Source organism: Nostoc sp. T09 (assembly GCF_002154695.1).
Taxonomy (GTDB): domain Bacteria; phylum Cyanobacteriota; class Cyanobacteriia; order Cyanobacteriales; family Nostocaceae; genus Aulosira.
Genome location: NZ_MTAV01000202.1, coordinates 30,570 through 43,342, shown reverse-complemented (window position 1 = coordinate 43,342; position 12,773 = coordinate 30,570). Strand labels below are relative to the sequence as shown.

The following is a 12,773-nucleotide window of genomic DNA, read 5'->3' as shown; positions in this document are numbered from 1 at the left end:
GGCGGGAGGAAGGGGGGACAAGGAGAGGGGGGGACAAGGGGAGAGAGTTGTTTGTTTTTCCTGGCTCCGACTTTTCCTGTAACTCATCAAGTCCACTCACATTGCTAGCAGCTAGCCAAAGAATTTGTTCGGCATGATCTAAAATGGCAAAACAATCGGGTTCGTACCAAAAAGCTACAGGAAACGGTAAGCGATCGCATTTATTTTGGGGTAGTTGTTCAATTTCCCACGCTACGTCGTAACCCAACCATCCCAACCAACCACCAGTAAAAGGAAGGTGGGGAGGAGATGAGGGAGAAATGATTCCCCCTTGTCCCCCCTCTCCTCTACTTCGCAGCAACTCCTCCAAAAACGGAAAAACCTTTCCTAGCTGCGGTGTCCACATTTGAGGAACACCATCAACTATGCGGGGAGCACCAGCACAAATAGAATAACGATTGAGTTGTGAATGTTCTTTTGGCGTTGGGTAGGTGCTTTCTAATAAGGTAGCGATTCCAGATGGGGTAGTGGGGCGAAATAGAGCAGCGAAAATTTCAGAACCAGTACGATGTTCTAAAGGAAGCGCTCGCCAGTACCAACCTTGGGTCATAATTCATCCAAAATCTCTATTCCAAAATCTTCACACATCAGTACCAATTGCCAGCCGCACGCCCCAAAATAGAGTTAATGTGCCAATAGCCAGCCAGTCCCACCTTTTTAACCGTAAGTCATGCCAAGGCACTCTATGCTCATTTGGACTGGTAAAACCGCGCACCATCATTGCACTCGCCATCTGTGCTGCTCTTAGTAGCAGATTTTCTAACAGTCGCTCTGCTACAATCATCCAAACTTTAACTGCTCCTTTGAGTCCCAGCTTTTTCCAATTAATTGCCCTAGTCATTACCGATCGGATTAAATTCTGTACTTCTTCTAAGACTAGAGGTATAAACCGCAAAGATAAAGTTAAAGTTAGAGCAATTTCTGTAACAGGTAACTTGAGCCGCCGCAATGGTTGCATCAAGCTTTCCATCCCGGCTGTAATTTCTTCTGGTGCTGTGGTCAGCAGATAAAGGTTGGTGCTGTAAATGACAGTAAACAAAATCGTACTCAGCCGCACTGCCAAATCTAAGGAACGACGACTGACTTTAACAGGCCCTTTGTGAAATAGTACGTATCTATATTCTTTATTACCAAATGCTGCTTGTTGATCAATATTGGCAGTATTTGTAGTTGTTTGGGGGCTAAAAACTTGTTCGTTGGCTGGTAAGCGTGGCTGATAATTGATCCCCAATCCATCCGGACTGATAGCTGCAATTGCAAAGACAAAAAAGGCCAAGATCAACAACCAGCCCATTTGCTGCTGCCATACTCTTTTGGGAATTCTCGCAATTAACGTCACAATAATTAATAGCGTTACTAATAGTAAACGCCATTCGTTCCTGGCAAAAGTGTAACTTGTGAGAAAGCTCATCAACCAAGCAAACTTGACTCTGGGATCAATTTTATGCAGCCAAGTTTGAGGTTCTTCTAGGTAAAGTCCTAGTGGTAGCGATCGCAGTAAATCCATTTCTAAGTGCTGAGTGCTGAGTGATAGAAAGTTTCGATAGAGCAACTAAGAAGTTAAGGCTTTGTCAGCTCCAAAATCAAGATTTTGTTCTACCTACTGATTCTTGACTATTGTGCCTTGACATTAGAGACTTAGCACAATCTACTTCTCCTTACTCAGAACTCAGCAATATCACACGCGGGTAGCACGATTGAGATTACCACTTTCGACATCACGGACTTTCTTACTGCGCCACAATAATCGAATCGGGGTGCCTTTAAATCCTAATTGTTGCCGAAATTGCCGTTCAACATAGCGGCGGTAGTTTTCATTAAAGCGTTTGGCATCGTTGACAAACAGAGCGATCGTTGGCGGTTGAGTACTAACTTGTGTCCCATAATAAATTTTGCCCTGACGTCCGCCACGTGATGTTGGTGGAGAATGCCAACTCACCGCATCTTCTAGAACTTCGTTAATTACAGCTGTACTTACACGGCGTTTGTGTGACTCAGCTGCTTGATTCACCAATTCTAAAATTTTCTCTACCCGCTGTCCTGTTAAAGCACTAACAAAAATAGTGTCTGCCCATTCGGTAAAATGCAGCCGTGCTTGCATATTTTTTTCGTAGTCGTAGATTGTGTAAGAGTCTTTTTCGACTGCATCCCACTTATTGACTACAACTATACAAGCGCGACCTTCTTCAAGAATCCGCCCTGCTAATTTTTGGTCTTGTTCGGTGACTCCATCTAAGGCGTCTATGACCATTAACACCACATCGGCGCGGCGAATCGCTTTAAAAGCACGGTTAATACTAAAGAATTCTGTGCCGTAGTCTATGCTTTTCTTTTTACGAATACCGGCGGTATCAATCAAGCGATAGGTTTGCCCATCCCGCTCGACCACTGTATCAATCGCATCGCGTGTTGTGCCTGAGATAGGACTGACGATCGCCCTTTCTTCCCCAACGAAAGCATTCAATAAACTAGACTTACCCACATTTGGTCGTCCGATTATTGCTACTTTGATCTCGTTAGTTTCCGGTACTTCGGTTACATGGGGAATGTGCGTAATTAACTCATCAAGGAGTTCTCCCGTACCGCCGCCATGAATTGCAGAAATGGCGTAAGGTTCACCTAATCCTAATTGCCAAAATTCCGCCGCTTGGATTAAGCCTTGTTCTGGGGATTCACATTTATTTACAGCCAACAGGACAGGTACAGGTTGTTGGCGTAACCACTCAGCAATTTCTTCATCAGCGTGTGTGGGGCCTGTTTGACCATCGACAACAAAAATAGCAGCACTAGCTTCGGTGAGTGCTGTCATCGCCTGTTGACGAATCAGGGGTAAAAATTCGGTGTCATCATTAAAGACTAAGCCACCTGTATCCACCACCAAAAACTCGCGATCGCTCCAGTAAGATGGCAGATAAGTGCGATCGCGTGTCACTCCCGGTTCATCGTGGACAATCGCCGTTTGTGCCCCGGCGAGACGATTAACCAGGGTGGATTTGCCCACATTTGGGCGTCCGATAATAGCAACAATTGGCAGTCCCATAAACTCAGGGTAACGTAGAGACGTAATATATCATGATCATGTCTCTACATTTTAGCTACTTTAAGTCTTTCTTTAATTTATATATCGCCAAGATAACCGTCAGCCAAATTTGGAAATAGCCGCCCATGAGCCAGAGTTTGCTTATATCAGCGCTATGACAAAGCGCTTTAATTTGCCACTATCAGGAAATTCTCACGGTGGACAGGTGCGCCTACATTCTTTCAAAGCTTTGATTCTACCACCTCTAGGTGAAAAGTATTATTTACGGCGCTATCAAGTAGGGGAGATGATTCAATACACTAATCGCGGAGTAAGTATGAGTGGATTGCATCTGCGATTAGGTGCGTGTCTTGAGATTGCTGTATTCACTTTGGTTGCACTTAGAAAGTAATATCATGTCCGAATGAACATTTGTAATTAAGACTGACGCGGAGAGTCGAATTCTAATTTAGTCTTCATGAGAGGACTTTAGCTATTAGCCTTGGAATTTATTTCAAGGCGGGTAAGCTACAAAAATATTACACAATCAAATCAATTCTGCTTCTGAAAAAATCTGCCTAACTGTTAATTCCAAACCAGGAAATAACTCATCAATAATAGGCATATCATCTGTATAAACTTGACGTTTATCCACAGATAAAAATACCCTCATGCTCATTGCTTCGGGATCTACAACCCAAACTCGTGACACTCCCGCCTCAAAGTAATCTTTCGCCTTTTCTTCAAATTCCTTCATCATTTGGTCTGGAGAAATAATTTCAATTACTAACTCTGGAGGAACAGGACAAGCTTCATTACGCTGCCAACTTTTGGGTAGACGTTCATAGGAAATATAAGTCAAATCTGGTACAGGTGCCCAATCTTTTCCTTGACGTTTTAAAAGGATTGCCCATTCCGCAACGGTGCGACCTTTGCCTTTAGACCAGGCATAAATTAGGAATAGTAAAGCTCTTTGTAAAGCTGAATGAAAAAATTTTGGTGACACCTTGGCTACTGCAAAACCATCCACAAACTCATAGTTTATATCTCCCTCTGGCAGCGCTAAAAATTCTTCTAAGGTGAGTTTGTTTCCTGTGGTTGCCTTAACCATAAAAATTCACACAATTACCTGATGCTATTATTTTAAGCTACCAATAAGCTTACTGATTAGCTGGAATTAAGACTGGACCGTTATCAATCACTTGATATCTAGCTTCTCTAGTGAAAATTACTCGACAATTGACACCGCCAAAATTATGGCAGGTTTGAATTGCATAACGTGCAGCAATCGACCTACCTTGACCAGGATGATTGGTATCATATCCCCAGCCTGTACCATAAGCACCGTTAGAACCAACTGCTAAAGCTCCCCAAGAATTTTTAAACCATAGTGGAACTGAGCAATCTTTGGCTTGAGATTGTTGCTGACAATTATAAATAGCGCTACGCTCAGCTTCTTGGCGTGATAAACCTGTTGCTCCCGTGGTAACTCTGGTAGAGGGAGAATAAGCGATCGCACCAAATAAATCTGGTTTAGACTGAGCTTGGGCAACTTGTGCTAACCCAGGCAAAATTGATAATGCTGTAGCTACTGCTAATAAACTTTTTTTAATTGTATTTGCCAACATAATTTTTGATTGAACTCTAGTAAAGAACTACAGTTCTATATGTAGGCATTACATAAATTATGCAGTTTGTTCTGGCTCTGTCGTTACCTGCTGTCCGATTCTTGGCTCAGTTCCTGCAAGCAGCCGTTCAATATTACTGCGGTGGCGGAAAATCACATACAACCCACCGAGAAAGGCATACAGAATGCAAGGTAAAGGTTGATGGAAAACTACCATGAAAATTGTTACAGCGATCGCGCCTGCAATGGAGCTTAAAGAGACAATCCGCGATAGAGCTATGACAATGGCAAATACACCTGCTGTTGCTAAACCTACCTGCCAACTAATTGCCAACAAAGTTCCTAAACCAGTAGCGACAGATTTACCACCGCTAAAGCCTAAAAAAATTGATTTGCTGTGTCCGAGGACGACTGCAAACCCTGCTAAAGTTACTAACCAAGGTTGCCACAGCTTAGCATCTACTGTAGGGGGGATGAAATCGTGAACTGGGACAAAGTTGAATAACTGGTAAATTAGAGCGATCGCTAATACTCCCTTCAAGCAATCAATTAATAACACAAATGCCCCAGGCCCTTTACCCAAGGTTCTAAGAACATTGGTTGCTCCAGTTGAACCAGAACCAACTTCTCTGATATCAATACCCTTTAACTGCTTCACGGCAATGTAGCCAGTCGGGAAAGAACCTAGTAGGTAGGCTACAACTAAAACTACACCGCACAAACTTAACCAAATAGCCATAAAAAAGTCAAAAGTTAAAACAGCCAAAAGTCAGTAGTCAATAGTCTATAGTCCAAGATTCTTTAACCAATGACAAATGACTAATGACTAATGACGAATAACTAATTAAAAATCATCATCATAGTTTCTCATCATTTTGGGGTCAGGAGCAAAGGCTAACCACAGAGGAAATTGCAGTAGTGCTAGGCTAATTTGGTCTTCAGAATCGTCGATGATAATTAAAGGCAGTTGATTTGCTTTTACTAATCGATCTGCTTTCTGAGCCAAAGCTTCCGGTGCCTCAAATAATACTACGCCTCTATCAGGACCGAAATCTGGGCGACCTATACCTAGGCAGTCTTGCAAGCCGCGCCGCCATTCACCTAAACGTTCCGGTGTATTAGCTAATACTAGAGTGCGAACGCGATCGCCATACAGCTTGTTGAGTATAGAAATCACTGCCGAAGAAATCAAGATATTCTGCAAGCGGCTACCCATTGTCCGCAAAGCACCTCTTCCACCTTGGCTGAAAAACCAGTTAGCAACTCTTTCCGCGTGCACTGGTTCAAAGGTACGGCGCAATTGCCATGCGGGACCATAGTAATCTGGTTTGCTGCGATATTGGTCAATTAGGCGGCGAATTTGCTTTGTAGTATCTTGAAACTGCTGTTGGGCAAATTGTGGGATACCTGGCTGTGATTCAGCTGGCTTCACCTCTTTCACCACTGCTGGTTTTTCTCGTTCGATGACAGGCGGCACTAGTTGTAACTGCTCTGCTGCTGCGGCTAAATCCTGTAAGCTGCCTGTGAGATAATCTTTAAAACCCTGTACCCGAATTGCCAAGTCTTGGGATGTGCCGGCAAAAGTGGTACGCATTTCATTACGGATGCGTTCTTGGCGACGTTCTAACTGTTCTACAGAAATTTGCAGCGCTTGTTTGCGTTGCTCTAACTGTGTTAGCGACTCTTGCACGAGTCGTCCCAGCGTCAATTGAGTTTCTCCAACTTGCGCCTGAAGAGTTTTGTAAGTTCCTTGCAGATTGGCTATTTCTGCTTCTAGAGCTTCTTTGGCGCTTTGTAAATCTGCAACTTGTTGTGCTGCTTGTGCGTATAGGGAATTATCTTGTGATTCTGAGTTTATTTGTGACCTTGGTGACACAGTTAAGGCTGCTAATGGCGTAAATAACTCAGCAGTTGCATCTGCTTTTGACTCAACTGTAGAACTTTCTTCCTCTGCATGAGGAATGGGCAATTCAACAGTTGCATCATTTTGTGGCGTGTCATCTAATAAACTCTGAGCTTCTGTTTCTACCTCTGACTCAATAGATGAGTGTTCTGAATCTTCTACTTTAGGATTTTGTTCTTGTATTTGCGCCAACCACTCATCAATCGATTCTGGGGTTTGAGATTCCTCTGGGTTCATAAACAATAGTGTAATTCCTATGACGCGAATAAATAGCTTTCAGAAATATACAATTGACCTGTGCTAAAAGTCCTGGGTAGTTTGTACTGTTTTCTGAGTCTGTATCTAAAGCAATCAATGCTAAATCCGTGGGCAACGTTCTTCCAGGCAGGCTTTCAGGGTGTTGGGGTCAAATAAAATCGGCAAAAAGTGAATACTTTTGATTTCTTTAAAGTAAAACAGTATAGGAATTCGATCCCAAAAGATCCGCCAATTTTGCCACTCCTGATAAGGAAACCGCCGAATTAGTTTTTCGCCTCTGTAAATATCTAAGTCAGTGGCAGTAAATAGCAACCGCAATGTGCCTGCCTGAAACATGAGAAATAAACCAAACAATCCGATAACTCCTCCTACCACAGGTTGAGCTAACAGCAATGGAATAGAGGCAATTACCAAAACTACAGGGATATTGTAGTTAGGTTTGAGTTCCACCGTAGATGTGGTGTGGGGTGCAAATGAACTAGTCACAGTCTCAAATCCTGCTTTGTTAATAGACACATTTCCTATTTTAGGATTTTGGGGGTTAGGAGGCGGGCAATTAAGAGTTATGGCGAGGATTGTTGATAGTAGCTTTAGGGCTACATGCCTTTGAGCAATGCACTGCCAGTACCTTGAAACATTAACCAAGAAAGGAAAAAGTTACTCACAAATATAATCAGCAAGGCTGTGACAACAGCAGTTGTGGTTGATTGTCCAACTCCTTTGGCTCCTCCTGTTGTCGTTAGACCCCAGCTACAACCAATTACAGCAATTAAAATTCCAAAGCAAAATGCTTTAATCATGGCACTACAAATATCCCAGATACCAAGCAGGTTACGGGCTGAGTCTAGAAATGTAGTATCGGAGATGCTGTATAAGTTCGATGCAATTACCAACCCCCCCAGCATCCCTGTTACCAAAGACAAGAGAGTTAAAATTGGCAGCATTAAGCAGCAAGCTAAGACGCGGGGAATAACTAGGTAATCAATTGGATCAGTTTTTAACATCAACAGAGCATCAATTTGTTCTGTTACCCGCATAGTACCAATTTCAGCTGCAAAAGCAGAACCAACTCGTCCTGCCAAAATCACTGCTGTCAGTACGGGCGAGAGTTCTCTTGTTAAGGCTACCGCCAGCACGCCGCCGACGAGATTTCCTGCCCCAAAGTTAATAAATTCTCGCGCTACTTGAATGGTAAACACTGCGCCCACAAAAATAGCCGTCAATAGAGCAATAAACAGAGAATCTGGCCCAACTGCTGCCATTTGCTCTTTAGTATTTCGCCAATGAATTTTGACTCTCAGTAGGTGAACTAGTACTTGTCCACCCAGGAAAATCGCCGCCAGCAAACGCTGACTCCATGCTCCTAAACTGGATTTGGATGTAGTCTCACTCAATGTTTTGTAGCTAACTCGGTAACTGCCTTAAGAATAGCGAAAGTCAATGGGCAATAGTCAAGAGTCAAGAGGCAATAGACAATAGTTGTTTCTTTCTTCTTTTCATCCCCTGCTCCTATGCCTCTGGTTTGGGTGAAACATTAACTTAGTTTAAAGCTCTTCTCAGAAAATGAAGGCTAATGCCACCAAGCTTTATATTAATTTATCAGGAAAGCTGTTGAGCCAGTACTTTATTTAGCAAAGGTTTTGCCGATTACAAAGCTTACTTTTGTTTCAAGCATCTAATGTAACCAAAAGCAGATTTTTTTAATGAAAACTTAAGATTTTTGACATCTTCACTGCTCTGGAGCGATCGCACGTATTGTAGAAAATGACATATTGCGTTTCGGCTATTGTCCACTTTCACCACGGAGTGTCGTCTAAATGACTATTTTCACCAACTTTCTCCGTTCTCTGCTGCTCACGATTATTTTCAGCTTTGTTGTGCCGATGTTTTTAGTCGGTGGCTTCTTGCTCCTCCTATCTCTGGTCGGACACATTCCCGGTTTAGATGGGATAACTGAAGCGATCGCTACTCAAATTATACATTTTCTTGCTACTTTTGGTAGTGGTACTCCCCTGCATGGCTTAGTTGTAATCAGTTTGACTTGTAGTTTTGTTGGGGCGCTGTTTGATATTTACGTTTATTATCGGTGTCAAATTTTGCGAATTGATTCCTGAGTAGCTTAAAAAATTTATCTTCCAAAATTAGAGGATCTTGCTATTTCTAACTAAGATATAGGAATTGGCATTGCTGAATTTTGATCAATTAAATTTGAGTAGATCAATTAAGATTGGTTAAAAATAATTACGTCTTACTCAGTCCTCAGGCCTAAACTTGCTGAGGTTAGGTTCTTGTATTTATAATTTTAGGTTCTGCACAGCAGTATTATTTACTCTGCTAGTAAAATATAGATTGCTACAGCCAAAAGCACCATCAGTGCCTGTAAGAATTGAGATATTCAAAAAGCTACAGTCTTGCTTCAGCCTAAATTGGGTTAAAAAGAGCAAATAAACATCCAGATCAATATAAAAATTTCCTTAAAATTCTTCCTAGCGCCAGGCCTGTACACTTTTTGTGTGGACAAAGCAGGTCGTCTGACCTCTTGAGATCTTATATTGAGTTTATTACGAGGTTTTATGAGCGCATATGGTTTGGCCCTTTAAGCCCAGGTTTAGTAAACAAATTGCTCGGATTGAAATTACTGGTGCAATATCCACCGGTACTCGCAAACGTGTGCTAGAAGCACTAAAAACAGTAGAGGAAAAAAAGTTTCCAGCATTACTGCTACGAATCGATAGTCCTGGCGGTACAGTGGGGGATTCTCAAGAAATTTACAGCGCCCTGAAACGTCTACGGGATAAAATGAAAATTGTTGCCAGCTTTGGCAATATTTCGGCTTCTGGAGGTGTCTACATTGGCATGGGAGCTGAACACATCATGGCAAACCCAGGTACAATTACGGGCAGTATTGGTGTAATTCTTCGGGGGAATAACTTAGAACGTTTGCTGGATAAAATCGGAATTTCCTTTAAGGTAATTAAATCTGGCCCTTACAAAGATATTTTGGCATTCGACCGAGAACTGACGGAACCAGAACAAAACATTCTGCAAGAGTTGATTGACATAAGTTATCAGCAGTTTGTGCAAACAGTTGCTGAAGCCCGTTCTTTAGCGGTAGATACTGTGAAAAGTTTTGCAGATGGTCGAATTTTTACTGGTCAGCAAGCCTTAGAGTTAGGAGTGATAGATCGTCTGGGAACAGAAGAAGATGCGCGGCGCTGGACAGCAGAACTAGCCGGACTCGATCCTGAAAAAACACCATGCTTCACCCTAGAAGAACGTAAACCCTTGTTAAGTCGATTTTTACCAGGAAATCGTCAGGTTTCATCAGGAATTGGGGCTGGTATTGACTGGCTGGAATTTGAAATGTCTACCAGTGGATTACCCCTGTGGTTATATCGACCATAAATAATCAATAGTCAGAGGTAAATCAACAGTGGTAAAAACTAGAAAGTGAGAAATCACAGTTGAGCTAATTTAAGGAGGATTGGGCGTGGAGTGGCAAATGCGGGCTATTCGTGGAGCAACAACCGTTTCAGAAAACACAACTGAGGCGATTCGAGAAGCGGTAACAGAACTACTAGATGAACTGGAAAAACGGAATCATCTCCAGCCAAAGGATATTATTAGTGTTACATTCTCGGTAACACGGGATTTGGATGCTATTTTTCCAGCTGCGATCGCCAGAACTCGTCCTGCTTGGGATGGTGTAGCAATGTTAGATGTGCAGCAAATGCATGTAGAGGGTAGTTTACAGCGCTGTATCCGCTTCTTAATCCACGTCTACCTGCCAACCTCCGCACCAATTTACCATACATATTTACGTAATGCTGCCAACCTGCGTCCTGACTGGAGTTTACCCCAGCCTTTACCAGGATCGCCGCAAGTAGTAGAGTCAAAAGTCTAAAATATGTGCGTAAATTAGTCGATAAAATAATCTACGCTAAAAACCCAGGGACTGAAATTAGAAATAAAAAGATAAAAGACTGAAGATAGTAGTTAGTGATACATGGAAAGACAAAGATTTTTAATTATCTTCAATTCCATTTCATAATTTACCACTCAGCACTTTTAAAACAGCTTTAATTTAAAACGACTGATTTAAATAACAAAAGAAGTTTTGAATTCATCAACCAAAGCTTTTATTCTTTTATGAGGTACTGCAAGATTCCCGACTTTTTGAAAGAGTCGGGAATCTGATCGTTACAGTTCAAAGTTCCTAGACAATAGACTTCTTGCAGAAGTCGGTAAAAGGGAAAGGGGAAAAGGGGAAAGGAACTCAAAACCCTTTCCCTTTAACCTTTTCCCTTTCCCCCCTCTTGCAAAAATATATTTTTGCAAGAGTTTTATTTTCAAGGCAGGTCTAATCTATGCAGCTAGTTCCAGTTACCAATTACAGTAAAGGCCGACCAAAAATAAGGATGAGATAGATTTATATTTTCTGCTACATCTAATTCTGGAGGTAGCGGCACAAGATTGTTTTCCGAAAGGCGTAAATTGCCATTTTGTATCCGAACTTCTCCTTTGAGCATTCCTAATTGAGCCTGTCTAAGTGCCAGCGATCGCAAGGAAGTAGTCTTTAAGTCATTATAAAATTTAGTCATTAGTGCTAAAGAGCCTTCATCGCTGACATACCAGAGGCTACCAAGTGCTGTTTTTACCCCTGCTTGCACAGCTAAACCAGCAAATCCTAATTCTGCCTCGTTGTTACCTAAAGCAGTTGTACAAGCACTCAAAACTAACATTTCTACTTTAGGATTGGCACTCCATTTTAATTCCTGAGATAAAGTTCTTAGCTGATTTAAACGAATTTTTTCATTCCATAGCTGAATATAAGACTTAGTCAGTTCTCCAGGATTAAATTGTCCATGAGTTGCTAGATGAATAATTCCAAAACGTTGTTTGCTGCTGACAGATTTGAGATTTTCTATTGTAGATGCTTTGTTCAACAATGCCTGAGCCTGACCTGGCCAAATTTTGCTAGTTAACGTATTTACTTCTACACCTGCAAATGGTAACGGTACTTGGTCTTCTGTACTTTCTGAGACTCCCATTGCCAAGACTTCAGATTTAGCAATCGGGGCATAACGAGTATCTGTGAGGCTGAAACTAGGTATAAGTGCAACACCATATTTTTCAATGATGAACTGTTTGCCATCATGTAAAGCAGCAATAGGAATAGATCGCAAACCGCTATCCATTGAGAAAATTAAAGTGTTGATTTTGTTAGCTTGTAAAGCAGGTTCAAAAGGAGTAACTATCCATTGATAAAGTTTTTGAGAAGCCACAAGATAATTATTTTTCTCATTTCTGTAATTAGTAATTTTCGAGCGAAATTCTTGGGCAACTTTTTGGACAGTGCTGTGTTTTGCTTCTAGGATATCTTTGCGTATAGGTTGAATGTTATCCGATGCACTGTTGAGACATTTAGAATTGCTAGAAGGGCTTTGTTGCGCTCCACTAGGAAGGATGAGAATGAGGTTCAGTTTGTCTTTTAAAGAAGCTACATAAAGAAGAGCAGCATTTTGCCCAGTTTGCTGACAAAGATTTTTTAAAGTTTGGGCAATATCTGAAGTTGAAGCAATTTCTCCAAAGAAGGATGTACCAAATCTTTCCCCAATTTCTACTGCTTGTAACTCTTCAAATTGCTCAACAGCTTGCTCAACTGGTGCTGATTCAAAACTCTTATCAAATGCAGTACGATCTATTTCAACGTTAGTGCCCCCTGTAGTATTATCATTATTTGTTACACCCTCTTGCGGATCGGGACCAGTTACATCCGAAGGATTTACAATTTCTTGAGGATCAGAACCACCATTATCTGATTGATTTGCTGATTGCGCATAAACAGATTTAAAAAAAATTAAAACCAAAGCCACTGATAATACAATTACCAAAAATGAACGAGGTAATTTCATAAAATAGATTCC

At 41.6% G+C, this 12,773-nt stretch carries 13 protein-coding genes and 1 pseudogene; 4 read left to right on the top strand and 10 right to left on the bottom strand.

The window, feature by feature from the left end:
* The 3 genes and pseudogenes from BV372_RS31320 to der all read right to left on the bottom strand — a co-directional run.
* Positions 1-589, bottom strand: a pseudogene (locus BV372_RS31320) (aminodeoxychorismate synthase component I); the annotation flags it as partial.
* 30 nt (positions 590-619) lie between these two features.
* Complete coding sequence (locus BV372_RS31315) at positions 620-1,546, bottom strand: energy-coupling factor transporter transmembrane protein EcfT (RefSeq protein ID WP_086690886.1); 927 nt, start codon at positions 1,544-1,546, stop codon at positions 620-622.
* 171 nt (positions 1,547-1,717) lie between these two features.
* On the bottom strand, positions 1,718-3,079 hold the full coding sequence (der, locus tag BV372_RS31310; RefSeq protein WP_086690885.1) for a ribosome biogenesis GTPase Der: 1,362 nt from the start codon (positions 3,077-3,079) through the stop codon (positions 1,718-1,720).
* A gap of 109 nt (positions 3,080-3,188) precedes the next feature.
* Here der and BV372_RS31305 point away from each other — a divergent pair, with 109 nt between their 5' ends.
* Positions 3,189-3,470, top strand: a complete 282-nt coding sequence (locus BV372_RS31305; RefSeq protein ID WP_218776792.1) for a hypothetical protein — start codon at positions 3,189-3,191, stop codon at positions 3,468-3,470.
* A gap of 135 nt (positions 3,471-3,605) precedes the next feature.
* Here the strand turns inward: BV372_RS31305 and BV372_RS31300 are convergent, their stop codons facing one another.
* From BV372_RS31300 to BV372_RS31275, 6 genes are all read right to left on the bottom strand, one after another.
* On the bottom strand, positions 3,606-4,169 hold the full coding sequence (locus tag BV372_RS31300; protein WP_086690883.1) for a Uma2 family endonuclease: 564 nt from the start codon (positions 4,167-4,169) through the stop codon (positions 3,606-3,608).
* Positions 4,170-4,218: 49 nt separating this feature from the next.
* Positions 4,219-4,686 (bottom strand): DUF4189 domain-containing protein, encoded by a 468-nt coding sequence (locus BV372_RS31295; RefSeq protein ID WP_086690881.1) that lies wholly within the window; start codon positions 4,684-4,686, stop codon positions 4,219-4,221.
* 57 nt (positions 4,687-4,743) lie between these two features.
* Positions 4,744-5,424 carry a glycerol-3-phosphate 1-O-acyltransferase PlsY gene (gene plsY, locus BV372_RS31290; RefSeq protein ID WP_086690879.1) on the bottom strand — a complete coding sequence of 227 codons (681 nt, stop codon included), beginning with the start codon at positions 5,422-5,424 and terminating at the stop codon, positions 4,744-4,746.
* A gap of 105 nt (positions 5,425-5,529) precedes the next feature.
* Complete coding sequence (locus BV372_RS31285) at positions 5,530-6,825, bottom strand: DUF3086 domain-containing protein (RefSeq protein ID WP_086690877.1); 1,296 nt, start codon at positions 6,823-6,825, stop codon at positions 5,530-5,532.
* Between the two features lie 120 nt (positions 6,826-6,945).
* Positions 6,946-7,362: a DUF3119 family protein gene (locus BV372_RS31280; protein ID WP_086690875.1), complete on the bottom strand. Its 417-nt coding sequence runs from the start codon at positions 7,360-7,362 to the stop codon at positions 6,946-6,948.
* Between the two features lie 80 nt (positions 7,363-7,442).
* A complete protein-coding gene (locus BV372_RS31275; RefSeq protein WP_086690873.1) occupies positions 7,443-8,240 on the bottom strand; it encodes an MlaE family lipid ABC transporter permease subunit in 798 nt (265 codons plus the stop codon).
* Between the two features lie 423 nt (positions 8,241-8,663).
* Here BV372_RS31275 and BV372_RS31270 point away from each other — a divergent pair, with 423 nt between their 5' ends.
* From BV372_RS31270 to aroH, 3 genes are all read left to right on the top strand, one after another.
* Positions 8,664-8,960: a hypothetical protein gene (locus BV372_RS31270; protein WP_086690871.1), complete on the top strand. Its 297-nt coding sequence runs from the start codon at positions 8,664-8,666 to the stop codon at positions 8,958-8,960.
* Between the two features lie 469 nt (positions 8,961-9,429).
* Complete coding sequence (gene sppA / locus BV372_RS31265) at positions 9,430-10,251, top strand: signal peptide peptidase SppA (protein WP_086690869.1); 822 nt, start codon at positions 9,430-9,432, stop codon at positions 10,249-10,251.
* An 85-nt stretch (positions 10,252-10,336) separates the two neighbouring features.
* The gene (gene aroH / locus BV372_RS31260) at positions 10,337-10,750 is read left to right on the top strand and encodes a chorismate mutase (RefSeq protein WP_086690867.1); all 414 of its coding nucleotides are present in this window, start codon (positions 10,337-10,339) and stop codon (positions 10,748-10,750) included.
* A gap of 469 nt (positions 10,751-11,219) precedes the next feature.
* Here aroH and BV372_RS31255 read toward each other — a convergent pair whose 3' ends face one another.
* On the bottom strand, positions 11,220-12,761 hold the full coding sequence (locus BV372_RS31255) for a CHAT domain-containing protein (protein WP_086690865.1): 1,542 nt from the start codon (positions 12,759-12,761) through the stop codon (positions 11,220-11,222).
* Between the last annotated feature and the right edge of the window lie 12 nt (positions 12,762-12,773).

Coding starts and splice junctions, on each gene's coding strand:
- BV372_RS31315 (WP_086690886.1), bottom strand. CDS start 1,546: ATGGATTTACTGCGATCGCTACCACTAGGACTTTACCTAGAAGAACCT.
- der (WP_086690885.1), bottom strand. CDS start 3,079: ATGGGACTGCCAATTGTTGCTATTATCGGACGCCCAAATGTGGGCAAA.
- BV372_RS31300 (WP_086690883.1), bottom strand. CDS start 4,169: ATGGTTAAGGCAACCACAGGAAACAAACTCACCTTAGAAGAATTTTTA.
- BV372_RS31295 (WP_086690881.1), bottom strand. CDS start 4,686: ATGTTGGCAAATACAATTAAAAAAAGTTTATTAGCAGTAGCTACAGCA.
- plsY (WP_086690879.1), bottom strand. CDS start 5,424: ATGGCTATTTGGTTAAGTTTGTGCGGTGTAGTTTTAGTTGTAGCCTAC.
- BV372_RS31285 (WP_086690877.1), bottom strand. CDS start 6,825: ATGAACCCAGAGGAATCTCAAACCCCAGAATCGATTGATGAGTGGTTG.
- BV372_RS31270 (WP_086690871.1), top strand. CDS start 8,664: ATGACTATTTTCACCAACTTTCTCCGTTCTCTGCTGCTCACGATTATT.
- sppA (WP_086690869.1), top strand. CDS start 9,430: ATGGTTTGGCCCTTTAAGCCCAGGTTTAGTAAACAAATTGCTCGGATT.
- BV372_RS31255 (WP_086690865.1), bottom strand. CDS start 12,761: ATGAAATTACCTCGTTCATTTTTGGTAATTGTATTATCAGTGGCTTTG.